The organism is Meiothermus hypogaeus (assembly GCF_003574035.1).
Taxonomy (GTDB): domain Bacteria; phylum Deinococcota; class Deinococci; order Deinococcales; family Thermaceae; genus Meiothermus; species Meiothermus hypogaeus.
This window is the reverse complement of sequence record NZ_QWKY01000048.1, coordinates 1-25,729: the sequence shown is the minus strand read 5'-3', so window position 1 is coordinate 25,729 and position 25,729 is coordinate 1. Positions and strand designations below refer to the sequence as shown.

Here is a 25,729-nt window from a genome sequence, read left to right as displayed (position 1 = left end):
GTTCAAATTACCTTTTCTCCTGCGAGCCTGACCCTGCAACAGGGCGAAACTAAGGAAGTGAGCCTCACCCTGGAGCGAACCAACCTGCCCGGCCTGGTGGTGCTGGATCTGGAGAGCCCTCCAAAGATTATGCCCAGGGCGTAGGCCAGGGCCGCAAAAAAATTGCTGCTGGCCCAGAGCAAAATCAACAGACTGGCAAAGGTGAGGGGGAAGGCCCCGCGGGTCAGGAAGTTCACCAGTGTCTGGGCCAGGTCGGGCTGGGTTGGAAAAAGCAGCACCACCAGTTCAACAAGCCTCACCAGCACAGCGTTGCGCAAATCTTCGTTGCCCGAAAGTACAAAGCCGAAAATGCCCGCCAGCAGAATCAGTAAAGGCATCAGGCTGAAGAGGGCATAGTAGGCCAGCGCCGCCGAGAAGAAAGGGATGTGCGAGCGGGTATAAAGCTGGTAGACCTGGCCGAGGAAGGATTGCATATGTGCCTGGCGAATGGGCCGCCCAAAGTTGAATACCGATGGTAAATGCCTGGTAGCTTACGGTCGCAATACTACGCTACCTTTTGACGTGCTTAGCTCACTCGCGCACCTGCCCCTGGCCCAGGGCCACAAACTTGGTGGTGGTCAGCTCCTTCACCCCCATGGGGCCATAGGCATGGAGTTTGCTGGTAGAGATGCCAATCTCGGCCCCCAACCCCAGTTGGAAGCCATCGTTGAAGCGGGGCGAGGCGTTCACCAAAACCAATGAGGCATCCACCTCGCGCAAAAAGCGCAGGGCGTGGCCGTGGTGCTCGGTGCAGATGACTTCGGTATGGCGCGAGCCGTAGCGGGCGATGTGCTCCAGGGCTTCCTCGAGCGTGTCCACTACTTTTACGGCCAGAATCAAGTCCAGGTACTCGGTATGCCAGTCCTGCTCGCTGGCGGGCTGGGCGGGGATGAAGGCGCGGGTGCGCTCGTCGCCGCGAAGCTCGACTTGGGCCTCGCGCATGGCCTGGGCCAGCCTGGGCAGAAACACCGGGGCAATGGCGCTATGCACCAGGACTTTCTCCAGGCTGTTGCAGGTGCTGGGGCGCTGGGCTTTGCCGTTGACGGCGATGCGTACGGCGTTCTCCAGATGGGCGCTCTCGTCGACAAACAGGTGGTTTACCCCCTCGGCGTGGGCCAGCACCGGCATCCGGGCCTCGCGCTGCACCAGCTCGATGAGCTCTTTGCCGCCCCGGGGAATGATCAGGTCGAGCAGGCCGCTCAGGTGGCACATCTCCAGGATGGCGCTGCGGTCGGTGGTGGGCACCAGTTGAATAGCTTCCTGGGGCAGTCCGGCCTCGTGCAGTGCTTCCTGGAGCAGCCGTACGAGAGCGTTGTTGGAGTGCCAGGCCTCTTTACCGCCCCGCAGCAGGATGGCGTTTCCGGCCTTCAAACTCAGGGCGCTGGCCTCCACGGTGGCATTGGGGCGCGATTCGTAGATGAAGCCAATCACCCCCAGAGGAACGCGCATGCGGCCTACTTGAAGGCCGTTGGGCCGAATTTGTAAGCCCTCAATCTCGCCCACCGGGTCGGGCATCTCGGCTACCTGGCGCAGGCCGGTGCGCAGGTCTTGCAGCACTTTTTCGTTCAGGCGAAGCCTATCGAGCTTGGCTGCCGGGAGCCCGGCGGCCTGGGCGGCTTCCAGGTCCTTTTGGTTGGCAGCGTACAGGGCTTCGCGCTGGGCCTCGAGTTTCTCGGCCATGGCCAGCAAGGCTGTGTTTTTGGCGCTGGGCGAGGCTGCCGCCAGCGCCCTGGCGGCCAACCGGGCGGCTTGGGCATAGGTTTGGAGCATGGGGGTGCCGATCATAATAACCTCAAAGATACCACTGCTTTGGCGCGGCTATACGCATGAAACCGACTACATCCCCTCGAGTTCCGAAACCAGGGCAAAGTAGTCGCGGTGGATGGCCTCGTCGGTGTTTTTGTAACCTAGAATGGCCTCGATATCTTTGGTTTTCTTGCGCCGGATGCGGGCGAGCTCGGTAGCGCTGTAATTTACCAGGCCAACCCCTATCAGGTTATCCTCTTCGTCCAGGCACCTGACCGCCTCGCCTACCCCAAACTGTCCGCGCACCTCGAGGATGCCCGCCGGCAGCAGTGAGGCGCCGCCCTGGCGCAAGGCCAGGGCGGCACCGGCATCCACCACGACCTCCCCCTGGGGCTTGGGGAGTTGGTACAGCCAGAGCTTCCGACCGCTGTAGCGGCGGCTACCACCTGCAAATAAGGTGCCGATCGGCTCGCCGCGCAGGGCCTCGGCGATGCTCTGGGGGTGGGTTCCCGGCAGCAGCAGGGTAGGGATTCCGGCAGCCTGGGCCTTTTCCGCTGCGAGCAGCTTGCTTTTCATGCCCCCGGTGCCCACCCGGCCCGGGCTGTCACCGGCCATACGCAGCACCCGGGTATCCACCCGCTCTACGTAGGGGATGGGTTTGGCCTGGGGGTCGGTGCGGGGGTCGGCCTCGTACAGAGCCTCGATATCGGAGAGCAAAACCAGCAAGTCGGCTCCCACCAGGGTGGCAATTAGGGCCGAAAGCTGGTCGTTGTCGCCAAATTTGATCTCCTCAACCATTACCGTATCGTTCTCGTTGATGATGGGCACAATACCCCACTCGAGCAAGGTTTCCAGGGTCTGTCGGGCGTTCAGGTAGCGGTGTCGGTGGCCCAGATCTTCGGCGGTGAGCAAAACCTGGGCTACCTTCAGGTCGTACCAGCTAAAAGCCTGCTCCCACAGATACATCAGGGTGGGCTGGCCCACCGCAGCCAGGGCTTGTTTGCCTGGCATTGACCTGGGCTTCTCGGTAAGCCCGAGCTTTTGCATCCCGATGGCCTGGGCTCCGGACGAGACCAGCACCACTTCACGCCCCTCACTTCGCAGAGCGGCGATCTGGGCGGCGATGGCCAGTTGTTGCTGCCTTCCCCTGGGCCCACTGAGCACGGCGCTGCCCACCTTGACGACCAGGCGGCGGAAAGTCTGAACCTCGAGGGGTCTGCGAACCATCATTGCCGTTATGGTAACGCTTCTTGGGCTTTTTCTCACTCGGCTAATGCGCTGCTTATGTTGATATGGAGGCATCATGCGTGCCTGGTTTGGGCTGGCTTTGTTATCTTTGGCGGCTTGTAACTCCTCTCCGTCGGTGCCGGGGCCTGATGTGCCCCTGGTCTCGGGCGAAGTCACCATTCAAAAAACCGAGTGGGGCCAAAGCGTCCTCAAAACAGGCCTGCGCCTGGTAGCGGGCAAACCTGCGTTGCTGCGGGTGTACATGACCGCAGACCGCGAGGGCCTGCCTGGCCACCTCAAGGCGGAGGTGTTTCGGGGTTCCAACCGGCTGGGCGAGCTAAGCTTTACCGGCCCCGCCACCCTCCCAACCGCCATCAACCCTGCCGACCTGGCCCAGACCTACCGGGCCACCCTTCCGGCAGCCTGGGTAATCGCCGGAATGGAAGTACGGCTGCTGGCCGACCCCAGCAATCAGATTGGCGAAAACAACGAGGCCGACAACCGCTTGACCCTCACACCGGCAGTGGGGGTGGGCACGGTGCTCCCGCTTACTCTGGTGCCGGTGCTACAACCGGGGCAGACCGCCCCACCCACCCTTCCCAGCGTGGACTTGTTGCGGGACATGCTCCCACTGCAGGGCGTACAGACCTCCACCCGGCCCCCTTTTAGCTACGGCGCTACGGTGGGCAATGCCAGCAGCGACTGGAGCAACCTGCTCGGTGCCCTGCGCAGCCTGCGCACCAGCGACGGCAGCAGCCGGTACTACTACGGTGTGGTGCGGGTGGGTTACACCAGCGGCATTGCCGGGATTGGGTATGTGGGGTTGCCGGTCAGCGCCGGGTGGGATTTTGCCAGCTCTGCCGCCCGCATCATGGTGCACGAAATTGGGCACAACCTGGGCCGGGGGCATGCGCCCTGCAATGTGGCGGGTGAGTCGGGCTACCCCTACCCAGGCGGCTTTATTGGCACTTGGGGCTATAGCGTGGCCAGTAGTGCGCTGTTCAACCCAGCCCAGTACAAGGACGTGATGAGCTACTGCGCCCCACAGTGGATTTCCGACTACATGTACGAGGGGATGCAAAGTTTTCTCGAGCATCAGTCGGGGCTTGCGCAGTGGGCCGAGATTCGATCCGCAAGCAGTGGGCTCGCGCCTGTCGGCCTCGAGGCCAACCCGTCTACCGCGCAGTTGCAAAACCTGCGGCTAGCGCAAGAGGTGCTGCTCGTTAGTGGGCGCATTCGTGGCGGCGAGGTCATCCTCAACCCCATGGTGAAGATGCAGGCCGTCCCTGAAGCGCCCCAGCCCGGTACGTATCGCTTGCGACTCGAGGCGGCGGGGGGTCTGGTGGAGGTTTCGTTCCGAACCGAGCGCGTGGAGGCGCCACATGGGCCTGACCAGCCCCCAGACGAATCCTGGTCAGAGGAGCACTTTAGCCTGCTCCTGCCCGACCCCGGCCCGCTACGGCAAATCGAAGTGGTACGCGAGGGCTTGTCGCTGTATCGCCGCGACCTGCGCCTGACCCGCCAGAGTACCGACAACCCCGCCGTGCGCCTTACCGAATCGGGCAGCAGCCTCACCCTTACCTGGATGCCCTCGGTCTTCTCCTACGCCTCGGTGGCCCACCTCGGCCAGGCGCGTACTACCCTGGCCTTATGGCTTACGGGTGGGGAGGCCCACCTTTCTACCGTGGGCCTGCCTTCGGGCGGACGCTGGGAGATAGCCCTGTCGGACGGCTTCAACACACAGCGCCTGGAGTTTGCACGTTAGGCTAGCCCACCAGCTTCTCCAGCTCGTCCACCATGCTTTTCAGCACCCCAAACCCTCGCTCCACCGGCTCGGGGCTGTGCATGTCAATCCCCGCGATTCTGAGCGCCTCCAGCGGATACACCGAATCGCCCGCCTTGAGAAAGTCCAGATAGCGCCTGGCAGCGGGTTCGCCCTGCTCGAGCACATCCTGGGCCAGCGCATTGGCGGCGGCAATACCGGTGGCGTACTGGTACACATAAAAGGGGCTATACAGGTGCGAGAAGTGCATCCAGCCCGCTCCGAGACGCTCTTTGTCTAGTTCTACTTCACCGCCATAGCCCTCGGCGAAGAGTTCGGCCAGACGTTCCATCAGGTAGGGGGCCGTGAGGGCCCCACCCTTTTCGATGCGGGAGTAGAGCTCCTGCTCGAAGCGAGCCAGCGTGGGCATTACAAATAAGTAGCGGTGGAAGTTGGCAAAGGCTTCCTCCAGCACTGCCAGCTTGTATTCCGGGGTTTGCGCCTCACGCAGCAGCCGGGCCCGCACCAGGGCCTGGTTGAAGTTGGAGGCCACCTCGGCAATAAAGAGACTGTAGCGGGCGTAGACGATGGGCTGGGTTTTGCGGGTGAAGTAGCTGTGCATGGAGTGGCCGAGCTCGTGGGCCAGCGTACTCATTGAAAACAGGTCGTCGGACCAGCTCATGAAAATATAGGGAAAGGTGCCCTTGAGCCCCGAGGAGAAGGCCCCGGCTCGCTTGCCCTGGTTTTGCCCCCAGTCCACCCAGCGCTCCTCAAACAACCCCCGCCGCATGGGCTCTACGTATTCCCGTCCGAGGGGTTCCATGCCCCGGCAGATGGTCTCGGCGGCCTCCCAGAAGGTGATTTTGGGGCTCGGCACCAGGGGGGCGGGAGCATCGTAGATGGGCACGTCGTAGGTGTGGAGCTGTCCGCCCAGGGCCTTCTTGCGGATGCGCCAGAAACGGTGCCAGGTGGGCAGGTTGGCCTGGAAGGTGGCCAGCAGGTTGTCGTAGACGGCTCGGGGGATGTTATCGCCACAGGTGCGACCTCCCCCCTTCAAAGCCATCTCGAGGCTGCTCGAGTAGCCCCGTGTACGGGCCTGGAAGGCAAAGCTCTTTATGCTGCCCTGCAGGGTGTGGGACAGGGTGTTTTTGAAGGCCAGGTGCCCATCGGCATAGGACTCCCAGGCGGCCTTGCGAACCTCGGGGCTGGGGTGCACCAGCAGCTCACCGATGGTGCTGTGCGAGACCGGCAGGGTCTGGCCCTGGCGCTCGACCGGCCTGAACTGCATATCGGCGTTGGTGGCCGCATATGCGGTGGCAGTGTGTGCGCCCAGCGGATCGGAGGCAGCGGCCAGTACTGCTTCAACTTCCCCACTGCGCACGTGGGGTTGGCGGCTTTGCAGGGCTTCAAAGTAGTGCCGGTATGCCGCCAGCGCAGGCTCGGCTTGCAGAAAACGCTCGAGGGTTTCGGGGGGAATGCGGAGTATTTCGGGCTCGAGGTAAGCCCCTGCTGCGGCCAGTTGTGCCACCACCGCACGGGCCTCGCCCACCATGCGGGTAAAGGTAGGGTTGGTGCCCTCGGTCGAGAGTTGCAGCGAGGCATACTGAAATACCTTCATGGCCTGGAGCATCCGGGTCTCGTAGGTTTGCAGGGCCTCCAGCAAGACCTGGGCCGACTCCACCAGCCGTCCGGCAAAGGGTTTGACCTCTTCCACCGAACGAGCGGCTTCTTCCAGGGCTTTTTGCCACTCGGCCTCCGAGGGGAAAAGGGCCTCGAGGTTCCAGGTTTGTTCCTTGGGTAGTTCGGATCGCTTGGGTAGGGTACTCATCCAGTTTATTCTAACTGACCCGCCGGTCAGTCGGACAGGAACTCCTTGAACCAGCGCCCGGAGTCTTTCAGAATGCGCTTCTGGGTGGGGTAGTCTACGTACACCAGCCCAAAACGGGGCTTGTACCCCTCGGCCCACTCGAAGTTATCCATCAGGCTCCAGTAAAAGTAGCCCTCTACCGGCACCCCCTCGCGCCTGGCCCGGAGCACCTGGGCCAGGTGATCCTGGATGTACTTTATGCGCTTGGGGTCATGTACCCGCTCCCCCTCCGGGGTGTCGGGAAAAGCAGCTCCGTTCTCGGTGATGATGATGCGCTTTACGCCTTTGTAGGCACTGAACTGCTTGAGCAGGAGGTAGATGTTCTCGGGCCAGACCTCCCAGCCCATCTCTGTAAGCTCGCTGCTGCCGCGCTCGGCGTGGGGTATTTCCTGGCCAAAGGTGCCGGGTGTGAAAAGGTCGAAGCGCACCAGCTGGCGGAAGTAGGTCTGCAAGCCGATGAAGTCGAAATCGAAGGCCAGCTTCTCCATATCGCCGGGGCGGATGTGGCGCTGTAAGAGGCGCAAAAAGGGCATGGTTTTCCAGGGGTAGCCCAGCCCCAGCGCGGGCTCAATAAAAAGCCGGTTGGCAATTACATCGTAGTTGGCAGCGGCTATGCGGCTGAGCCAGGTGGGGCCGGCGGGCTGCACATAGGAGGCCGAGAAGGTGGTGCCTATCTGGGCGCCCGGCACGTGGGCACGAAGGATGCGCCCGCCTTCGGCCTGGGCCATGGCGGCGTGGTGAATGGCGGGCAAAAAGTTGCCAAAGCCCTTTCGGCCCGGGGCATGGGTGCCCTGCATGTAGCCCAGCACGGTAAAAACCGTGGGCTCGTTGAGCACCATCCAGTGTTTGACCTTGTCGCCAAAGGCTTTGCTGCAAACCTCCACGTACTCGGCAAACCACCCCAAAATGTCCCGATTCGTCCAGCCCCCCTTGTCCTCCAGTACCTGCGGCAAGTCCCAGTGGTACAGGGTAACCCAGGGCTCGAGGCCAAGCTCGAGGGTGCGGTCGATAACCCGATGGTAATAGTCTAGCCCTTTGAGGTTGACCGGGCCGATTCCCTCCGGCAAAATGCGCGGCCAGGCCAGGGAAAACCGGTTGACCTGCATGTTCATCTCGCGGATGAAGGCAATATCCTCTCGGTAGCGGTGGTAGAAGTCGCAGGCCACATCGCCGTTCTCGCCGGTTTTAATCTTGCCCGGGGTATGAGAGAAAGTGTCCCAGATGGAGGGACTGCGCCCGTCCTCGTTCACCGCGCCTTCAATCTGATAGGCGGCGGTCGCCACGCCCCAGCGAAAGCCGGAGCCAAAGTCCTTTTTACTAAAGGCTATCACCGCATCAATCTACTACGGAGTCAGGCTGCTACCAATGGGTTTTTTGCGCTGGAAAAGCCAGGACCAAAGCGTCTTTGTTCAGCCTCCAACGAATCCGCTGGGGTATGGTATGGGCTATGGAAATCCGGCCCGAACGCACCGACGAATACGCCCTGGTGGAGCAAATTCACCGCCTGGCCTTTGGCGGCGAACAGGAGGCTCGGGTGGTGGCCCTGGTGCGACAGTCGGCATTTTATGCGCCCGAGCTTTCGCTGGTGGCAGTGGTGGAGGGCCGGCCCGTGGGTCACATATTGTTCAGCGAGGTGGGTTTGCAGGATGAACAGGGCGTGATGCGGAAGGTGGCGGTGCTGGCCCCTTTAGCAGTTCATCCCGGGTTTCAAAACCTGGGTGCAGGGAAACACCTGGTGGAAGCAGGTTTGGCCCGGCTGGAAGCCCGGGGGGCGCCGCTGGTGCTGGTGCGGGGCCACGCCCACTACTACCCCCGCTTCGGTTTTGTGCCCTCGGGGCAACTCGGCATCCGCCCACCGTTTACGGTGGCCTCCCAAGAATACATGGCCAGGCCGCTTTCGGCTTATACCCCCGAGTACAGGGGTACGGTGCGCTACCCGGCGGCGTTTGCCGAGGTGGGCTACCCGGTGGAGTACGGGCTATAAGGTTGTAATCCGAACCTGCGTTCCGTTGGGATCGGTCTGGGTCTGGGGGGCTTGGCCCTGGATGGCTATCTGATAGGAAAGCAGCCCGGTGGCGTCTTTGGGGGCGGTTCGGCCCCGGGCCCACAGGTTGATGCCGATGTGGTGGTGGTAGCCATCGGCGGCCAGGAAGCGGGCGCCGGGGTAGTCGCCCTGCATCAGCTGTAGGCCCAACCCCTGGTAGAAGGCCTGGGCTTCGTCCAGGTCGCGCACGTGGAGGTGCAGATGCCCCAGGGCGGTCTCCGGGTCAAGCGGTTCGCTGCGCTTGGCTTCGGCGAGAAGGGCTTGCAGGTCGAGTGGCATGGACACCATAGCCAGCCGCCCACCCCGGAAGGGCCAATCTTCGCGGGGTCGGTCGCGGTAGAGCTCGAGCCCGTTGCCCTCGAGGTCGGCCAGGTAGAGCGCCTCTGAGACCCCGTGGTCGGAAGCACCTTGAAAGTGGGGGTAGCGGGCCTCCACCAGCCGCCGGAAAATAGCGGCCAGGGCGGCCCGACTGGGCAGCAGCAGGGCCAGATGGTACAGCCCCAGGGTGGGCTGGGGGCGCAGGGGGGCGTTGGGCGCGTGTAGCAGGGTAAGGGTGAATTTTCCGCCTGTGGGGGCCAGTGTGGTCTCTGGGCCTTGTTGATATAGAACCTCGAGGCCCAGCAAGCCCCGGTAGAAGGCCAGTTGGCGCTCGAGGTCCTGTACCCGCAGGGTGAGCCCGGTTAGCGCCAGCGTTGGGACCATGGTTTCATAATATCCAAAGTGCTATAAAACGTAAAGCATTTGGGGGCCAGGATTTCGATATGCTGTCAGGGTGAGGGTTTTTATAACGGGGGGGACAGGATACCTGGGGGGCGCTTTGTTGCGCCAACGGCCCGACCAGCCCTGGGTGCTGGGGGCCAGCTACTTTAGCGGTACCCCTGGGCTACCGGGGGTGGCGTGGGTTCGCCTGGATATTCGAGACGCTAAAGCCGTTGAGGCCACGCTGGCCCGGTTTCGCCCGGCGGTGGTCGTCCACACTGCCTACAGCAAGGCCGGCCCGGAGGCGCTCGAGGCCATTACGGCGCAGGGCAGCGCCCATGTGGCCCAGGCGTGCCGGAATATCGGGGCACGGCTCATCCACCTCTCCACCGACCAGGTGTTTGATGGCGAGCACCCGCCCTACGCCGAGTCGGCGCTGCCCAACCCCATCACCGCCTACGGTCGGGCCAAGCTCCGGGCCGAGCAAGTTGTGCAGGCCATCCTGCCCCAGGCCACCATTGTGCGCACCTCGCTCATCTGGGGCCTGAACCCTGTGGATGCGACCAGCCAGATGGTGCTGGAGATTGCCGATGGAAAGCGCACAGGGGGGCTTTTTGTGGACGAGCACCGCTCCTTTGTGTTTGTGCAAGACCTGGCCAGCGCCCTGTGGGAGCTGGTTTTGCTGAGCCATCAGGGTGTGCTGCACCTGGGGGGAGCCGAGGTGCTGAGCCGGCTCGAGTTTGGCCGCTTGATTGCCCCCCTTCACGGACGTGACCCGGCCTACCTGCTGCCCCAGTCCCGTACCGACTTCCCCGAACCCCGTCCGGCCAACTGCGCCCTGGACAGCTCGCTGGCCCAGTTTATGCTCCAGACCCGCCTGCGTGGGGTGCGAGAGGTGCTGGACACACTCTAGAAGCAGGGCCTTGGGCTTTTTTGAATTTTCTCTGCAGGTTATTCTGAAGCTCATGTTGAAACTCGGCGTGGACTTTGGGCTCTCCAATACCGATGTGGTGCTGGTGGAAAACAACCAGATTCTGGCCCACGAGACCCTAAAAACCGGCCCCGCCAGCCCGGAGGCGCTCTCGAGGGTGCTCCATCACCTGAACGTGCAGTCCTCTGAACTGGGGGCCATTGCCAGCGCCGGAGGTTTGTCGCGCCACCTGCCCGATACCTTCGAGGGGCTTCCCGTTGAAAAAATCAGCGAGGCCCAGGCGGTAGGGCGGGGGGCCCTGGCCCTGTCCGGCCTGACCGAAGCCCTGGTGGTTTCGGCGGGCACCGGTACGGCCATGATTGCCGCCCGCGGCACCGAGGCCCAGCACTTTACCGGCTCGGCGGTGGGTGGCGGAACCTTGCTGGGCCTGTCCCGCTTGCTGTTGGGTACCTCCGACCCCCTCGAGGTGGCCCGTTTGGCTGAAGCGGGCAACCCCAGCGGCGTGGACTCAACTCTGGTAGATGTAATTGGCGGGGGTATAGGACACCTGCCCCCCGATGCCACCGCCGTCAACTTTGGCCGGTTGGTAGAAGGAGCCAACCCCAGCCGCGAGGACCTGGCGGCAGGCCTGGTGACGCTGGTGGGGCAGGTGATCGCCATGATTGCCATCAATGCCGCACAGGCCGCTGGCCTGCCGCAGATTGTGATCGTGGGGCATCTGCCCGACCTGAAACCCATGCGCCAGGCGTTTGAGCGGGTCTGGTACTTTTACCAGATTGAACCCAGGCCCCTCATTCCCCACCTGTCCGGACTGGCCACAGCCTACGGCGCGGCCCTCTGTGCCTAAAAAAACAAGCCGGGCCTTGCAGGGACGTTTGACATAAAAAGCCGTCGTAAACTGAAACCATGAAACCTCCCGCGGGCCTTTTCGCCCACCTGGAAGACGACAATAACTACGACAACCTCAAGCTGGTTTTGTCGGATGGGGTAGGGGAGGAGGTGCTTTGGCTCTCGGCGCTCGAGCTGGCCGAAGGTCTAGCCCACCTGGAGGAAGACGACCTGCTCGACCCAAGCGAGTCGGCCTGGTCGCACGAGGCCGTCGAGGTGCCCGAAGTACACATCTCGCCCTATGGCGTAGCCCGCCGCAGCCCCCGCCTCGAGGGCGCTTACCGCGCTGCCCAGGTCGAGCTCTACAACCCCTCCGGCCTCTTGCTGCTGCGCCGGGTGGTGGAGGATGGGGGCGATGTGCTCGAGATGACCACCCCCAACGGCTCGGTTTATACCCTCGACTACCAGCAGGTTCGGGCCTACCTGCGTCTTTTGCTGCCCCACTGATACCAGATTCGCTTGACTCGTTACCGTTCGGTAACGAGTCAACCCTACCGAAGTTATCCGCGTAGCGGAGGGCGACACCGCCCCTTTGGAAGGCAGACGTTTTCTTCGCCGACCGACAGGGAGGGCGCGCTCTAGGATTCAAAAAAGACAACCTGATGGGTTTTTTGGTTTTGCGAACTGTCTTTTTAAATCCGGTATGACCGCAGGCTTTAAGCCCGGTGCAAAAGTGAACCGACCGATAACAGAATCGGTCGGCTCGAGGTTTGAAGAAACTTAAGGTTGAGGGAACAAACCGAAGGTGGCCAGCCAGTCCAGGTCGTCTTTACGGTCTACCCGGTAGACCCCGCCCGTACCGGCGCAGTTGCCGTTCTTGCCAAACGAAGTCACCCCGCCAATCACGTTGCTATCGCCGATAAAGTTGGGCCCGCCCGAATCGCCAAAGCAGGTGCCCCCGGTGCTGGCGTTGTTGGACAGCAGGATGGAAAAGTCGCCGGTCTGTCCGGGCACGTTGATCTGTACCAGGTGAGGGGTAGAAAACATGCGCACCCTGGCTGCTTCCACAAAGGCCGGGTTGATCCGCTGTAGCCCGTAGCCCACCGCGGTAAAGGTGGTGTTTTTCAAGCCGCGCCGACGGGCCAGGTCGTCGAGCACGTCTTGTTTGGGCAACGCCCCGTACTGGCTCATGGGCATGGGGCGGTTTGGATCCAGCACCACCACCCCGAGGTCGTAGAGGAAGAAGGCGTTGGGGTTGTACTGCGGGTGGGTATAGGGGGTTCCACCAGTCTGGCCTGTATAGGGATACCCATTGCCGGGCCTGCCGGCATCCACGTCGGCATCGAACCAGATTTCCACTTTTGCAGCGGGCGCCTCGGTGCAGTGGCCAGCGGTAAGGAAAATCGTCGGGGACATTAGCGTGCCACTACAACGCCACAGGGGATTGCCATACCTTGCGTTAAAGTTTTGCTTTGGAGCGAAAGGGATTGGTTGGGGGTGGTTCGCTAAGATGGGCGCATGCGTATTACCTCCCCAGCCAACCCCCGCATCAAGGCCGCCGCACTCCTGAAAGAACGAAAAGAGCGTGAGCGAACGGGGTTGTTCTTGATAGAGGGCTCGAGGGAGATCGAGCGGGCCCTGGCGGTGGGCCTGGAGATGGTGCAGGCCTACTGCGGTGAGCACTTGGATCCCGAGGAAGCCCGAACGGTGGCGGAACTGGGCAAGCTCGAGCGCCTTGTAGTGACGGAAGTTTCAGAACCAGTGCTCAAAAAACTCAGCGCCAGGGAGAACCCGTCCGGCGTGGTGGCCGTAGCCCGGATGCCCAACCCTTCGCTGGCTCGCTTCAAGCCGCCCCAAAACGCCCTGCTGCTGGTGGCAGTGGGGCTGGAAAAACCCGGCAACCTGGGGGCCTTGCTGCGCTCGGCCGATGCTGCCGGGGCGGATGCGGTGCTGGCGGTGGGCGGGGTGGACGTCTACAGCCCCCAGGTGATTCGCAACTCCACCGGGGTGGTTTTTTCACTGCCCACCTTTGCCGCTTCGGAAAAGGAGGTGCTGGACTGGCTGCGAATGCACCAGATGCCCCTGGTGGCCACCACCCCCCACACCGACCAGGTTTACTGGGACGCCGACTTGAGGGGGCCGGTGGCCATCGTGCTGGGCCCCGAGCACACCGGGCTGGGTGCGCTGTGGCTGAACCAGGCCGAGCTCAGGGTCAAGATTCCCATGCAAGGCCAGGCCGATAGCCTTAATGTTTCGGTAACCGCAGCTTTGATGCTCTACGAGGCCAGAAGACAGCGCCGGGCTATTGAATAGGGTCTATCCCAATCCGAATTGGGGCCCCCAGGTACCTGGGCTGCTTGTTCAGCAGCAAATCCAGCAGCATCTGCACCCGGGCCAGGGGTTCGCGGAAGCGGGTGTTGGAGTTGAAGCCCTCCGGGGGATCCGGGGCGTTATAGCCTATGGCCTCGAGGCCCCGGTGCCGCGCAATAAAGATCGCCCGCTGGTTGTGAAACCGCTGCGAGACGATAGTAAAGCGCTGTTCCCCAAAAACCTCCCTGGCCCGCACCACCGAGTCCAGGGTGCGAAAACCGGCATAATCGCGGTAGATACGCTCTTTAGGAACCCCAAGAGCCATCAGGGCCTCACGCATGGCCGAGGGTTCGTCGTAGTAGGGGCTGCTGTTATCGCCGCTCACCAGCAAATAATCAACTTTTCCAGCCTGGTAAAGCTGTGCAGCCGCCTGGATGCGGCCCACAAAGTAGGGGTTGGGCCTGCCACGAACGGTGGTGGGGCCGGTACCCAGCACCAGCCCCACCCGGTTGTGGGGAACCAGAAGGGGATCTTGATAGAGCCAGGCTTGGCTATAGCGCTCCACCCAGGCGTTCGTTCCCGACAAGATGAGAAGAGTGGACAATATCAGCAATCCAGCGCTCCAGAATAAATATTTGAATAACAATGTCCAGCGCACAATTTTAGTATAGGCCTTATCCTGAACTTGATATTTGTAGACTCAACTGTTTTAGGTCTTGTAGCCTAGCCCTCTTGACATTCTCATGGATAGCCCGAAATAATATGATTCCGGGTTGACACTCTAAACCCAAGACTGTCAAAAGCGCAACAAGGAGGTAGTATCTATGGCAACAGCAACCATGCTCAGACCCCTCGGTGACCGTGTGGTGGTCAAGCGCATTGAAGAAGAAGCCAAGACCAAAGGGGGCATTGTTCTGCCCGACACTGCTAAGGAAAAGCCCCAGAAGGGCAAGGTGATTGCTGTGGGTACCGGACGGGTGCTCGACAACGGCACCAAGGTACCTCTGGAAGTGAAGCAGGGCGACACCGTGGTTTTTGCCAAGTACGGCGGAACCGAGATCGAGATTGACGGGGAAGAGTACATCATCCTCTCCGAGCGCGATCTGCTAGCGGTGATGTAAATAAGAGCCGATGGCGGATAGTCCATAGTCAAAGACAAAAGCCCTAAAAGGCAATTAGCTATTCGCTATATGCAAAACTGAAAGGAGTACAACCATGGCAAAAATGCTGGTTTTTGATGAAGCTTCCCGCCGCGGCCTCGAGCGCGGCATGAACGCGGTAGCCAACGCCGTGAAGGTAACCCTGGGCCCCCGTGGCCGCAATGTGGTGCTGGAGAAGAAGTTCGGTAGCCCCACCATCACCAAAGACGGCGTGAGCGTCGCCAAGGAAGTGGAGCTAGACGACCACCTGGAGAACATCGGCGCCAAGCTGATGATCGAAATTGCCTCCAAGACCAATGACATCACCGGTGACGGCACCACCACCGCTACCGTGCTGGGCCAGGCCATTGTGCGTGAAGGTCTGCGCAACGTGGCTGCCGGGGCCAACCCCCTCGACCTCAAGCGCGGCATCGAGAAAGCCGTGGATGTGGCCATCAAGAACATTCAGGAGCTGGCCGTGCCCGTCAACGACCGCAAGGCCATCTTCGAAGTGGCTAGCGTCTCGGCCAACAACGACGCCGAAATCGGCAACCTGATTGCCGATGCCATGGAGAAGGTGGGCCGTGAAGGGGTCATTACCGTAGAGGAGTCCAAGAGCCTGGACACCGAGCTCAACTTTGTGGAGGGGTACCAGTTCGACAAGGGCTACATTTCGCCCTACTTCGTCAACAACCCCGATGCCATGGAGGCTCAGCTCGACGACCCCTACATCCTGATCACCGAGAAGAAGATCTCCAACGTGCGGGAACTTCTGCCGGTGCTCGAGCAGGTCGCCCAGACCGGCAAGCCCATGCTGATTATCGCCGAGGACATCGAGGGCGAGGCCCTGGCCACCCTGGTGGTCAACCGCCTGCGCGGCACCCTGAACATTGCTGCCGTCAAGGCCCCTGGCTTCGGTGACCGCCGCAAGGAGATGCTCAAAGACCTGGCGGCCATCACCGGCGGCACCGTGATCAGCGAGGAGCTGGGCTTCAAGCTGGAAAATGCTACCCTCTCCATGCTGGGCCGCGCCGAGCGCGTGCGCATCAACAAGGACGAGACCACCGTGGTGGGTGGCAAGGGCAAGAAGGAAGACATCGAAGCCCGCATCAACGGCATCAAGAAGGAGCTCGAGACCTCCGATAGCGAATACGCCAAGGAGAAGCTGCAAGAGCGCCTGGCTAAGCTGGCCGGCGGGGTGGCGGTGATCCGTGTGGGTGCTGCTACCGAAACCGAGCTCAAAGAGAAGAAGCACCGCTACGAGGACGCCCTCTCGACCGCCCGCGCTGCGGTGGAAGAAGGCATCGTGCCTGGCGGTGGCGTGGCCCTGCTGCGCGCTGTGCCTGCCATCAAGAACCTGCTCAAGGAGCTCGACGGTGACGAGGCCACCGGTGCCAAGATTGTGCTGCGGGCCATCGAAGAACCCGCCCGCCAGATTGCTGCCAACGCTGGTTACGAAGGCAGCGTGGTGGTGAACAACATCCTGAGCAAGAAGGACAAGAACTATGGCTTCAACGCCGCTACTGGCGAGTACGGTGACATGATGGAGTGGGGCATTGTAGACCCGGCCAAGGTCACCCGCACCGCCCTGCAAAACGCGGCTTCCATCGGCTCGCTGATCCTCATGACCGAGGCCGTGGTGGCCGAGAAGCCCGAAGAGAAGAAAGCCCCCGCTGCCCCCGCCGGCGGTATGGGCGGCGACATGGACTTCTAAACCCAGCCCCATACAGGACACCCAACCCCGAGGGGTTGGGTGTTTTGTTAGCCAGTATCTTTGCCACTGCATCCTAAACGGTATACAGCTCGGCACGGTGCCCATGAAAGTGCGGTTCTTCAGATTGGCTTTGCGAATGGAACAAACTCAACAAGTGCAACTCAACCAATACGACGCACACGGTGCGTCGTATTGTAGTCGGGACGGCGGTTTTTGCCGTCCCGACTATTCGTGGGAACCGCTCTCAGGAGTAGTGTTATCACCATTCCTACTTTTATCAACACTTGCAAAGCCGAAAGACTGGGAATGTTAATCATCGGTTATGCCATGTGACGCTGTGATTAACGCAAGAAACCTTCTGCTGAACATAAAAATCGCCATGGGAGGAGATGAGCCAGGGCTTGTTAGCACTTGCACAAATAGAACTCTAATGATATTTTCACCCGCAGGAGGTTGTCTCTATGAAAAAACTCTTTTTTGCAGTGGTCGCTGTTCTATCTCTCGCCGCGCCTGCTTTTGCGCAGTTTAGTGTGGGTGCACGTCTTGAAGCCAACTACAGCACCACCCTGGCCCCTAACCTAACCGCGGGTGTGTTGGGTCGTCTGGAGGTGCCCATCACCCCCACCTTTGGGGTGGGAATTCTGGTTCGTCCCTTCATCCAATATGGGGTTGATCTGGTGAACGATGGCCCGCTGAGCGTGAGCGCTTATGCTCGAGTTCGCCTTCCTATCACCCTGGACATTACCCCCACCAGCGACTTTGGTTTTAGCATCTCCCCTCAAGCTGGCGTAGATTTGTCTTACGACCTGGGTGGTGGAGCCAGCCTCAGCAGCGGCCTGCGCCTGGTGACCGATCTGCCCATTGCACCTTCGGGCGGTAGCTTTTCCTGGCTGATTGATGGGTATCTCGAGTTTGGCTATGCCCTGGATATGCTCAGCCTGTACGCTGGCATTTCCCTAGACCAGATCGTACCCAGCCCCTTTGCCCAGACCATTTACCTGGGGGCCAACTACGACATCCTCTCCAACCTGACCTTCAACCCCGAATTTGGCTTCAGCAACTTTGATTTCAATACCGCCTATTTGCTGTTGCGTTTTGCTCTAAAGCTCTAGGCCTAGTGCAGCCGAAAAAAACCAGCCGACGGCTTGCTCGGCTGGTTTTTTTACTGGGCTTCTAGGCTGCACCCATTACTACGCACGCTGAGTACGTACGTTGCACGGCGGCACAAGCCGTTTCACTGGTGCGCTGAACTGTACCCGTTACAGCGCAAGCCGCTGTACTGGTGCGAGCGCTTGGGTATTCGAGAGAATCCCTCTAGCCGATCTTTTCTTCCCAACGAGCAAGGGCCTCGAGAGCGGGCTCGAGGCCCCGGCCACGCTCGGTGAGGGTATAGTCTACCCGCGGGGGCACTTCATGGTGTTCGGTTCGGCTAATCAGACCCAGCTCTTCGAGTTCCTTTAACCGCAGCGATAGGGTTCGCGGGGGCAGGGCGGTTACCTGCTGCAACGCACCAAATCGCAACGAGCCGTTTTGGAGCGAACGCAGAATAGTGTATACCCCGCGTTGTCCCAGCAATTCGAGTACTGCCTCGAGTGGCTTCTCCGCAAACTTAATCATAGTTAAAGCGTAACCACGCTTATTCCAACTCAGGTATATCAGCGTTACAATGCGAACATACGGTCGTTTTGGAAATAATTCCAGTAAAACTAACTGATAAGCGAAGAAAACCACAACAAGGTTTTAGCTATCGCAAAACAGGTTTGGTTCCGCATAATAGCCGTCCTCGAGTATTAAGACTAAAAATTAGCCCAGGCTACAAACCTGGGCGACCTGCATACCTTGTGGCTATTTGGTAGATGGTGCAGGCAGGTACTGCCGGCTCCAGCGGTCTATAGCTTCAATCACAGCCTGCAGGGCTTGTCCGGCCTCGGTCAGGGCGTAGCTGGTGCGGGGGGGCATGGTGGAGTGAATGGTTTTGGAAACGATGCCGAGATGCTCGAGCTTTTCTACCCGTTGGGCCAGGGTAGCCGGATTACAGCCGCCAACTGCTCTGGAGAGTTCGTTGAAGCCTTTGGGGCCATCCAGCAAGCTGCGAATGATGTGTAGGGTCCACTTTTCCTGCAATACATTGATGGCTTCATAGACCGGACAGAAGCTGTGGTCTACTTCAGGGGTTTCAGGGGCAATGGACCTGACCATACCTACAACAGTGTAGCACAATTACTTTCTTTGCCCAAATGCTTGACAATACATATCACTATGAAATACTATGTGCTTGTTGATCCGAAGTTTCAGCTCGGATCAGATCCAAGGAGAACAAATGAACTGGAACCTCGATAGCAGCCACACCACCGTCGCTTTCGCCGTCAAGCACATGGGCATCTTCACCGTTCGCGGCCAATTCAAAAAGGTTGCAGGCAGCATTGTGGCCAGCGAGCAGGGCGTGCCCAGCAAAATCGAGGTCACGATTGACGCTGCCAGCATCGAGACCGGCGAAGCCCAGCGAGACGCTCACCTGCGCTCCCCCGACTTTCTGGATGCCGAGCAGTACCCCGAGCTGCGCTTTGTGAGCACCCAGATTGAAGCCCTGGGCGGGAATCAATACCGTATCCACGGCGATCTGACCATTCGCAACATCACCAAATCGGTGGTGCTCGAGGCCGAACTCAGCGCCCCGGTCAAGGACCCCTGGGGTCTGACCCGCACCGGAGCGACCGCTACAGGTGTTCTCAACCGCAAGGACTGGGGCCTGACCTGGAACCAGGTCCTCGAGCTCGGTGCTTTGCTGGTTGGTGAAGAGGTCAGGTTCACCATCGAGGTGCAGGCAGTTGCGGCACAGCCCCCTGTTGCGGCCTAAAATAACCCCGCCAGGGACTGCACTTGCAAGGCTTACCGCACGCCCATCAGCAACTCTACTGTAAGCTGGTCGAGCCGCTCCAAACCCGGCCCGCGCTCGGCCAGCATCCCCCGGTTAAACTTCCTGGCCTTGAGAGCTTCGGCATTCCTCTTGCTGAACTTCCTGGTCAGCTTGGAAAGCTCGGCGTCTTGCACCTTGTAGGCTTTGATCAGGGCTTGAATTTCCTTGTCCTGGTTGAACTGCCGGGCTTTTTCTTTGAGGATCAGGTAGGTGCGCATGCAGCCTCTGGCAAACTCCCAGACCCCGGCTTCATCCTCGGTTCGCAGGGCGTGGGCGTCGAAGTGGCGGGGGCCCTGGTAGCCCGAGTCCTCGAGTAGCTTGACCAGGAAGAAAGCTGCTTTGAGGTTCTCCGCACCAAAGCGCAGGTCCTGGTCAAAGCGGCCCATCTTCTGGTCGTTGAGGTCTATGTGAAAGAGTTTGCCTGCATCTATGGCCTGTGCTACCGCATGAACAAAGTTCAGCCCGGCCATGGTCTCGTGCGCAAACTCGGGGTTGAGGCCAAACAGATGGGGTTTATCGAGCGTGGCGATAAAGCCCAGCGCGGCACCCACCACCGGCAGGTAAATATCGCCCCTGGGCTCGTTGGGTTTGGGTTCTAGAGCGAACTTGTAGCCATAACCCTGGGCTTCGCTGTACTCGGCCAGGAAGTTGAGGGCCTCACGGTAGTAGGCCAGAGCGTCCAGGGTGTTCATCCCGGCGTCTACTTCGGCCCCTTCGCGCCCACCCCAGAACACATAGATTTTGGCTCCTAACTCGGCCCCCAGGTCCATGGCGTGCATGGTCTTTTGGATGGCATACGCCCGAATCTTGGCGTTGGCGTTGGTGAAGGCGCCGTCCTTGAAAACTGGATCGGCAAAGAGGTTGGTGGTAGCCATCGGCACGACCAGGCCCGAGTCGCGCAAAGCCTTTTTGAAGTTTCTCAGGATTTTGTCGCGCTCTGCTTTGGTGGCGTCAATGGGAATCAGGTCGTTGTCGTGCAGGTTGACCCCGTAAGCCCCCAGTTGGGCCAGCTTGTACACGATATATTCGGGACTGAGGGGTTGGCGGGTGGGGTTGCCAAAAGGGTCGCGCCCAATGTTGCCCACTGTCCAAAGACCAAAGGTGAACTTGTGTTCGGGTTGGGGGTTGTAGTTTGACATACCTGCATCCTTTCGCTGCGACGAAACGAATAAGCTGACTAAATTTACTATGAAAGCCCCGCCCTGGCTGCACTGGTCGCCAGTCTACGAACGGCGGCTAGCTCAAGATTCCAATGGTGATTGAGGGTGAATGGGTGGGGCACTGCAAGCTCGGAAAACAATCTGGGGTACTGAAAAATCCCAGGCTGGCCGACCTCGAGACTGCTCCCCAGAATTCGGCCTGACCAGCGCCAAACTTACACAGCTTTTGGGCAACCAGGCGGTATCGTTGGTTGTGGTGGATTGCCCAGGCAAGGTTTGCTGGATACACACCCAAGCCTGACAAAACTGAATACAGGTACATAACCGTGGCGGGTGTCTTCGTGTGTTCCCTGTGGTGTGCTCTGTTTGTGTTCGAGGAAAATACCATGCATAAGGTTCGTGGAATTCATCACATCACCGCGATGGCAGGCCACCCACAGCGCAACCTGGAGTTTTACACTGGGGTGCTGGGGTTGCGCCTGGTCAAGGTAACGGTTAACTTCGACGATCCCGAGACCTACCACTTTTACTATGGCGATGGGTTGGGCCAGCCCGGCACCATCCTGACCTTTTTCCCCTGGCAACGGGCCCTAGCCGGACGGGCCGGGGTGCATCAGGTGGCGATTATCAGCCTGGCGATTCCCCTGGAAAGCCTGGGCTACTGGATGCACCGCCTGATGGAAAAGGGGGTTGGGTATGAAGGCCCCCAGCGCCGCGAAATTCTCGGCCCCCACGGCTTGGAAGAAGTCAGGGTACTCACCCTCCGGGACCCCGATGGCATTGTGGTGGAACTCGTAGCGGCTTCCGGGGTGCCCGCCATTCAGCACTGGGCCGGAGCCCCGGTACCGGAGGAATGTGCCGTCCGGGGCCTTTTTGCAGCCCAGATGTGGGTGCTGCGAGCGGAACCTTCGGTGCGGCTGCTCGAGGGGTTGGGGTACCGGGTGCTGGGTCAGGTGGATGCCATCACCTATCTGGGTCCGTCCGAGGAAGAACCCTCTTTAGGCCGTATCGAGGTGCGCGAAACCGACCAGTTTATGGCCGCCAAAGGGGGTGTGGGCACAGTACATCATGTTGCCTTCCGCGTACCCGACGATGAAACCCAGCAAGCCCTGCGCGAGCAACTCCAGCGCCAGGGGGTTCGGGTGACGGCGGTGCAGGATCGTCAGTATTTTCGCTCGGTCTATTTCCGCGAGCCGGGAGGGGTGTTGTTTGAGATTGCTACCGATACCCCTGGCTTTACCCACGACGAGTCCTTTGAGCAGCTGGGTACCAGCCTGCGCCTGCCCGCCTGGCTCGAGCCCGTCCGGGCCCAAATTATGCAAAAGCTGCCGGCCATTCCCTATGCAACACCTCTACCGGCGCAAACCCCAGGGCAGGTTTCGGCAGCCTCGAGTGAAGAATGACGGGCAGGCCTCGTCCATAGGCCGGGCCGATGGCCCATAAGCTGTGCCCCCTCGAGGGGGGGCCAATCCATCAGACCCGTCTGCCCAGTAACCCAGTGCTCGTCGCTTCGCGCTCAATTTGCAGGGCAACAGCCACGTGCCATGGACCGGTCAGGTTACAGCAGGAATAGGTTTTTCCGGCAAGATAGCAAGGCGAAGGAGTTGGCATGAAATCCGTCAACGGACTTCATCACGTGATACCAGATGCGGTTGATTCGCTACCGAACGGTAACGAATCAATAGGGCCGAAGTTATCCGCGTAGCGGAGGGCGATACCGCCCCTTGGAAGCAAGACGCTTTCTTCGCCGCCCATAGGGAGGGGAGTGCTCTAGGATTCAAAAAGACAACCTATGGGTTTTTTGGTTTTGTGAACTGTCTTTTTGAATCCGGTATAAGTTACCGGTGCACTAGCCTTGAGGCCCTTTGCGCCGGGCCCCGCTGGTCCAGGCCAGGTGTTCGGCGATGCGGGGAAACCAGCGGGCCAGCAGGTCGAAGGCCTGCAACTGCCAGGGTACAAACATCATACGGGCATTCTGCTCGAGGGCCCGCACAATGCCCAGGGCCGCTTGCCGGGAGGTAATCTCGGGTATGAATCGCCCGATGCGGGGAATGCGCTGCTCGGTATCGGTGTTATGGGTGAAATACTCGGAGTCGCTGATTTTGCTTGGAAAAAAAGCGCACACCTGGAGATTGGTGTGGTAAAGATCGGCACGCAGGGCTTCGGTGAACCCGTTCAGCGCCCAGCGGGCGGCGACATAGCCGGTAGCCCCCGGCCAGACCAGCCGGCTGGCCGGTGAACAGACCGAAAGAATAAAGCCCCGGTTTTGCTGCAACATGGCCGGCAGAAAGACCCTGGTCAGGTAGGCCGCCGCAAAGTAGGGGGTATCCATCAGGCGCTGGAGGTCTTCGAGGGGGGTTTCGTCCAGAAAGCGCCACTCGCCGGCCCCGGCACTGTGAATCAGGGTGTCCGGCGTACCCAGCTCGCGCAGCACCCACTCACCCAGGCGCATGGCCTCCTGGGACTGGCTGAGGTTGGCGGGAAAGGCCCAGGCCAGTCCGCCAGCAGCGCGAATTTGCCCCTCGAGCTGTTCCAGGACCTGTGCCCGGCGGGCTACGAGCACCACCCGGGCCCCGCGTCTTGCGAGCTCGAGGGCAGTGGCTTTACCAATCCCGCTGCTGGCCCCGCTGATTACGCACAGGCTTCCGGCAATCTTCATAGCTCAATCAGAGTGTACTCGAAGGCATTGATCACCCGGACCCCCTCGGGGCTGGTGTACTCACGTTTGGGCTGGGCCTCGTAGAGGTGGATGTGACCATGAACGTGGATTCTAGGGCGATACAGACGGTGGAACAGCCCCAGCGCAGTGCTGCCCCGGTGGGGGAAGTCCGCGCCGGCGTGGGGGCCTGGGGGTGGGGCATGGGTGAGCAGGATGTCCACGCCGTGCCCCTTCAATAAACGGCGGCCCATCAGTACCGGATACCACGACAAAAAGCGGCTCTGGGCTTCGGCTTCGTTGTACTGCCCAATCTCGCGGTTGTTGTAGCGGGGACAGCCCCCCCAGCCCGCAATCCGAAGGCCCGCCACCTCCACAATGCGCCCGTGGGCCTTGATGGCCCCGCCTGGTGCGCTCAGGTTGCCCAGATAGTCCTGTACGTATTCCTCTTTGTGATTGCCGTGCACATACACCACCGGTACCCGAACTTTGGTCGCTACGAACTCGATATAGCTACCCGGTAAATCACCGGCTACCAGCACCAGTTCAAAAGGGGGCAGGTTGTCGGGAAAGCGCTCCTGGTAGATGAAGGGGTGAATCTGGTCAGAGAGCGCTAGAATGCGCATTGCGGAGCACTCCTGAACACTTTAGGTGCAACTCGGTGGATCACAACATGAGGTTTGGGCATAAAGACACCCGATTGAGCTTGGAAATAGTCTTAGGCACACCTGGCAGTTTGTCAAAGCAGATGGATGTGTTTTTTTTGCTTCAGATTCGTGCAGGCTACGGGCTCGCTTTTGATCACGGAAGCGATAAAGGCTTTGGGCAGCCTGGCGGCTTCCATGGATTGGCTTTAGTATCGACAGGATGGTACCAAGCATTTTTGCCGTGAGCCTCGAGGCCCAGCCTGTGCCCAGGGTCTGGGGTGGGCTGCGCATAGCCGAGAGGCTGGGCCTGCAAACCGACGAACCGATAGGAGAACTATGGTTGGCTTTCGACCAGAACCGCATTCGCTCAGGGCCGCTGGCGGGCAGAACCCTGGCCGAGGCCTTGCCCGATCTGGGCCCCGACTTCATCGGCAAGGTCGCCTATGGCAAGTATGGCCTCGAGCTGCCCCTGCTCATCAAATTCCTCGATACCGCCGAGTGGCTCTCGGTGCAGGTACACCCGGACGATGCTTATGCCCACACCGTAGAGGCGGCCAGTGGTTTTCACGGCAAGACCGAGGCCTGGTACATCCTCGAGGGCGAGGGCGAAATTGTCTATGGTCTGCGTGAGCCAATGGATCGCCAAGACCTGGCTAGGGCTGCCCGGGACGGTAGCCTTTGGGACGCGCTTCAGCGGGAGTGGGTGGTTTCCGAGCAGGTGATTCCCGTACCCGCAGGCACCATTCACGCCCTGGGGCCCGGCCTGTTGCTCTACGAGGTGCAGCAGCGTTCCGACCTGACTTATCGACTCTACGACTATGGACGGCCGCGTGAGCTACACCTGGAAAAAGGGCTGGACGTCGCCACCCGTACCCCCACGCCGCTGCCCCACCCGACTCCTCTCCCCGCCCATCACAAGGAAATCTTGCTGGCCTGCGAGGCGTTTGCGCTCGAGCGCTACCACCTGCGCGGCAGGCTGACCCTGCGGGCACCTGAGGAGAGCTTTTTGCTCCTGACCCTGGTTGTGGGGGGCGCCGAGTGGCTCGAGGGGCCGCTCTCCTGGGGCGATACCTTGCTCATTGGGGCTGGCCAGGCCATCGAGCTCACAGGGCAGGCCCAGCTTTTGGGTGCATTTGTGCCTTGTCCGGACTGGCTGGACTGGTATCCAAAGTCGCTACGGGCGCTTCCATAAGGCGGGTTTATCGTTTCTGGCCAGCAATTTGCTAGCATGATGCCATGCTTCAGTACGATCAGCTCCCCCTTGGGAGCCCTCTAATCGATGCCGCCTTGCCCGACCTTTCGGGCCAGGTGGTCAGGCTCTCGGCCTTCAGCGAACCTTTTCTGGCGGTGATGTTCATCTGCAACCACTGCCCTTACGTCAAGGGTTCTATAGAGGAGCTGGTGGCCCTGGCCCAGAAATACCAGGGGAAAGTGGCCTTTGTGGGCATCAATTCCAACGACTACGAGCGTTACCCCGAGGATGCTCCCGAAGGCATGCGCTCGTTTGCTCAGGCACACCGCTTCAACTTCCCCTATCTGCTCGACGAAACCCAGGCCACTGCTAAAGCCTACAAAGCCCTGCGAACTCCCGAGATTTTCGTCTTCGACCAAAACCGCAAGTTACGCTACCACGGCCGGGTGAACGACACGCCCAAAGACCCTACCACCGTCACGGAACACACCCTCGATCTGGTGCTGGCGGCGCTGGTACAGGGCCAGGAACCGCCCCTTACTGAGGCCAACGCCATTGGCTGTACCATCAAGTGGAAGCCCGGCAACGAGCCCACGGTGCGCATCGGTTGAGGCCGAGTCATCGCAAATGAAAAGCGGCGGGGAAGACCCGCCGCAGGTGTTTCTTGCCAGGTTATACCAGATTCGGTTAGTTCGTCACCGTTTGGTGACGAACTAACCCGACCGAAGTTATCCGCGTAGCGGAGGGCGATACCGCCCCTTGGAAGTTATCCGCGTAGCGGAGGGCGATACCGCCCCTTGGAAGGGAGACGCTTTCTTCGCCGACCGACAGTGAAGGGCCATCGGCCCCCG

26 protein-coding genes are annotated in these 25,729 nt (G+C 60.5%); 13 read left to right on the top strand and 13 right to left on the bottom strand.

Annotation, left to right across the window (positions count from 1 at the left end; translation table 11 throughout):
• Positions 1 to 2: 2 nt before the first annotated feature.
• From Mhypo_RS12030 to proB, 3 genes are all read right to left on the bottom strand, one after another.
• The gene (locus Mhypo_RS12030; RefSeq protein WP_338067093.1) at positions 3 to 473 is read right to left on the bottom strand and encodes a YhjD/YihY/BrkB family envelope integrity protein; all 471 of its coding nucleotides are present in this window, start codon (positions 471 to 473) and stop codon (positions 3 to 5) included.
• Positions 474 to 570: 97 nt separating this feature from the next.
• Positions 571 to 1,824 carry a glutamate-5-semialdehyde dehydrogenase gene (locus Mhypo_RS12025; protein WP_119341534.1) on the bottom strand — a complete coding sequence of 418 codons (1,254 nt, stop codon included), beginning with the start codon at positions 1,822 to 1,824 and terminating at the stop codon, positions 571 to 573.
• A 51-nt stretch (positions 1,825 to 1,875) separates the two neighbouring features.
• Positions 1,876 to 3,015 (bottom strand): glutamate 5-kinase, encoded by a 1,140-nt coding sequence (gene proB, locus Mhypo_RS12020; protein ID WP_119341533.1) that lies wholly within the window; start codon positions 3,013 to 3,015, stop codon positions 1,876 to 1,878.
• 73 nt (positions 3,016 to 3,088) lie between these two features.
• Here proB and Mhypo_RS18580 point away from each other — a divergent pair, with 73 nt between their 5' ends.
• The gene (locus Mhypo_RS18580; RefSeq protein WP_119341532.1) at positions 3,089 to 4,777 is read left to right on the top strand and encodes a peptidase M66; all 1,689 of its coding nucleotides are present in this window, start codon (positions 3,089 to 3,091) and stop codon (positions 4,775 to 4,777) included.
• 1 nt (position 4,778) lies between these two features.
• Here the strand turns inward: Mhypo_RS18580 and pepF are convergent, their stop codons facing one another.
• Both pepF and Mhypo_RS12005 read right to left on the bottom strand, forming a co-directional pair.
• A complete protein-coding gene (gene pepF, locus Mhypo_RS12010) occupies positions 4,779 to 6,602 on the bottom strand; it encodes an oligoendopeptidase F (protein WP_119341531.1) in 1,824 nt (607 codons plus the stop codon).
• A 26-nt stretch (positions 6,603 to 6,628) separates the two neighbouring features.
• Positions 6,629 to 7,972: a GH1 family beta-glucosidase gene (locus tag Mhypo_RS12005; protein ID WP_119341530.1), complete on the bottom strand. Its 1,344-nt coding sequence runs from the start codon at positions 7,970 to 7,972 to the stop codon at positions 6,629 to 6,631.
• Positions 7,973 to 8,088: 116 nt separating this feature from the next.
• Here Mhypo_RS12005 and Mhypo_RS12000 point away from each other — a divergent pair, with 116 nt between their 5' ends.
• Positions 8,089 to 8,625: a GNAT family N-acetyltransferase gene (locus tag Mhypo_RS12000; RefSeq protein WP_170148283.1), complete on the top strand. Its 537-nt coding sequence runs from the start codon at positions 8,089 to 8,091 to the stop codon at positions 8,623 to 8,625.
• On the opposite strand, the gene Mhypo_RS11995 is transcribed toward Mhypo_RS12000, so the two are convergent.
• Complete coding sequence (locus Mhypo_RS11995; protein WP_119341528.1) at positions 8,620 to 9,387, bottom strand: VOC family protein; 768 nt, start codon at positions 9,385 to 9,387, stop codon at positions 8,620 to 8,622. The two genes, Mhypo_RS12000 and Mhypo_RS11995, sit on opposite strands and share 6 nt — an antisense overlap.
• A 70-nt stretch (positions 9,388 to 9,457) precedes the next feature.
• Between Mhypo_RS11995 and Mhypo_RS11990 the strand changes: the two genes are divergently transcribed.
• Genes Mhypo_RS11990 through Mhypo_RS11980 form a run of 3 tightly spaced genes read left to right on the top strand, consistent with a single transcriptional unit; the run spans position 9,458 to position 11,650 of the window.
• On the top strand, positions 9,458 to 10,297 hold the full coding sequence (locus Mhypo_RS11990) for an SDR family oxidoreductase (RefSeq protein ID WP_119341527.1): 840 nt from the start codon (positions 9,458 to 9,460) through the stop codon (positions 10,295 to 10,297).
• A gap of 52 nt (positions 10,298 to 10,349) precedes the next feature.
• Positions 10,350 to 11,162, top strand: coding sequence for an acetate and sugar kinases/Hsc70/actin family protein (locus tag Mhypo_RS11985; protein ID WP_119341536.1), 813 nt, complete (start codon positions 10,350 to 10,352; stop codon positions 11,160 to 11,162).
• Positions 11,163 to 11,221: 59 nt separating this feature from the next.
• The gene (locus Mhypo_RS11980; RefSeq protein WP_119341526.1) at positions 11,222 to 11,650 is read left to right on the top strand and encodes a hypothetical protein; all 429 of its coding nucleotides are present in this window, start codon (positions 11,222 to 11,224) and stop codon (positions 11,648 to 11,650) included.
• 273 nt (positions 11,651 to 11,923) lie between these two features.
• On the opposite strand, the gene Mhypo_RS11975 is transcribed toward Mhypo_RS11980, so the two are convergent.
• Positions 11,924 to 12,583 carry a trypsin-like serine protease gene (locus Mhypo_RS11975; RefSeq protein ID WP_276309750.1) on the bottom strand — a complete coding sequence of 220 codons (660 nt, stop codon included), beginning with the start codon at positions 12,581 to 12,583 and terminating at the stop codon, positions 11,924 to 11,926.
• Positions 12,584 to 12,661: 78 nt separating this feature from the next.
• On the opposite strand from Mhypo_RS11975, the gene Mhypo_RS11970 reads away from it, so the two are divergent.
• Positions 12,662 to 13,456, top strand: coding sequence for a TrmH family RNA methyltransferase (locus tag Mhypo_RS11970; RefSeq protein ID WP_119341524.1), 795 nt, complete (start codon positions 12,662 to 12,664; stop codon positions 13,454 to 13,456).
• On the opposite strand, the gene Mhypo_RS11965 is transcribed toward Mhypo_RS11970, so the two are convergent.
• A complete protein-coding gene (locus Mhypo_RS11965) occupies positions 13,446 to 14,111 on the bottom strand; it encodes a SanA/YdcF family protein (RefSeq protein WP_206074919.1) in 666 nt (221 codons plus the stop codon). The two genes, Mhypo_RS11970 and Mhypo_RS11965, sit on opposite strands and share 11 nt — an antisense overlap.
• Positions 14,112 to 14,277: 166 nt before the next feature.
• Here Mhypo_RS11965 and groES point away from each other — a divergent pair, with 166 nt between their 5' ends.
• The 3 genes from groES (at position 14,278) to Mhypo_RS11950 (ending at position 17,418) form a co-directional block, all read left to right on the top strand.
• Positions 14,278 to 14,574, top strand: a complete 297-nt coding sequence (groES, locus tag Mhypo_RS11960) for a co-chaperone GroES (protein ID WP_119341522.1) — start codon at positions 14,278 to 14,280, stop codon at positions 14,572 to 14,574.
• A 94-nt stretch (positions 14,575 to 14,668) separates the two neighbouring features.
• Complete coding sequence (groL, locus tag Mhypo_RS11955) at positions 14,669 to 16,306, top strand: chaperonin GroEL (RefSeq protein ID WP_119341521.1); 1,638 nt, start codon at positions 14,669 to 14,671, stop codon at positions 16,304 to 16,306.
• Positions 16,307 to 16,767: 461 nt separating this feature from the next.
• Positions 16,768 to 17,418, top strand: a complete 651-nt coding sequence (locus tag Mhypo_RS11950; protein ID WP_119341520.1) for a hypothetical protein — start codon at positions 16,768 to 16,770, stop codon at positions 17,416 to 17,418.
• A gap of 202 nt (positions 17,419 to 17,620) precedes the next feature.
• On the opposite strand, the gene Mhypo_RS11945 is transcribed toward Mhypo_RS11950, so the two are convergent.
• Positions 17,621 to 17,923: a winged helix-turn-helix transcriptional regulator gene (locus tag Mhypo_RS11945; protein WP_119341519.1), complete on the bottom strand. Its 303-nt coding sequence runs from the start codon at positions 17,921 to 17,923 to the stop codon at positions 17,621 to 17,623.
• A gap of 228 nt (positions 17,924 to 18,151) precedes the next feature.
• Positions 18,152 to 18,505, bottom strand: coding sequence for a winged helix-turn-helix transcriptional regulator (locus Mhypo_RS11940; protein WP_119341518.1), 354 nt, complete (start codon positions 18,503 to 18,505; stop codon positions 18,152 to 18,154).
• 121 nt (positions 18,506 to 18,626) lie between these two features.
• Here Mhypo_RS11940 and Mhypo_RS11935 point away from each other — a divergent pair, with 121 nt between their 5' ends.
• Complete coding sequence (locus tag Mhypo_RS11935) at positions 18,627 to 19,163, top strand: YceI family protein (RefSeq protein WP_186814633.1); 537 nt, start codon at positions 18,627 to 18,629, stop codon at positions 19,161 to 19,163.
• A 32-nt stretch (positions 19,164 to 19,195) separates the two neighbouring features.
• On the opposite strand, the gene xylA is transcribed toward Mhypo_RS11935, so the two are convergent.
• Positions 19,196 to 20,362 carry a xylose isomerase gene (gene xylA, locus Mhypo_RS11930; RefSeq protein ID WP_119341516.1) on the bottom strand — a complete coding sequence of 389 codons (1,167 nt, stop codon included), beginning with the start codon at positions 20,360 to 20,362 and terminating at the stop codon, positions 19,196 to 19,198.
• A 407-nt stretch (positions 20,363 to 20,769) separates the two neighbouring features.
• On the opposite strand from xylA, the gene Mhypo_RS11925 reads away from it, so the two are divergent.
• Positions 20,770 to 21,786 (top strand): ring-cleaving dioxygenase, encoded by a 1,017-nt coding sequence (locus Mhypo_RS11925; protein WP_119341535.1) that lies wholly within the window; start codon positions 20,770 to 20,772, stop codon positions 21,784 to 21,786.
• Between the two features lie 446 nt (positions 21,787 to 22,232).
• Here the strand turns inward: Mhypo_RS11925 and Mhypo_RS11920 are convergent, their stop codons facing one another.
• Together Mhypo_RS11920 and Mhypo_RS11915 are read right to left on the bottom strand one after the other, a co-directional pair.
• A complete protein-coding gene (locus Mhypo_RS11920; RefSeq protein WP_119341515.1) occupies positions 22,233 to 23,042 on the bottom strand; it encodes an SDR family NAD(P)-dependent oxidoreductase in 810 nt (269 codons plus the stop codon).
• Positions 23,039 to 23,665 (bottom strand): metallophosphoesterase, encoded by a 627-nt coding sequence (locus tag Mhypo_RS11915; RefSeq protein WP_119341514.1) that lies wholly within the window; start codon positions 23,663 to 23,665, stop codon positions 23,039 to 23,041. Before Mhypo_RS11915 ends, Mhypo_RS11920 begins: the two co-directional genes overlap by 4 nt.
• A 241-nt stretch (positions 23,666 to 23,906) precedes the next feature.
• Between Mhypo_RS11915 and Mhypo_RS11910 the strand changes: the two genes are divergently transcribed.
• On the top strand, positions 23,907 to 24,878 hold the full coding sequence (locus Mhypo_RS11910) for a type I phosphomannose isomerase catalytic subunit (protein WP_119341513.1): 972 nt from the start codon (positions 23,907 to 23,909) through the stop codon (positions 24,876 to 24,878).
• Positions 24,879 to 24,922: 44 nt separating this feature from the next.
• Positions 24,923 to 25,489: a thioredoxin family protein gene (locus tag Mhypo_RS11905; protein WP_119341512.1), complete on the top strand. Its 567-nt coding sequence runs from the start codon at positions 24,923 to 24,925 to the stop codon at positions 25,487 to 25,489.
• Positions 25,490 to 25,729: the final 240 nt, after the last annotated feature.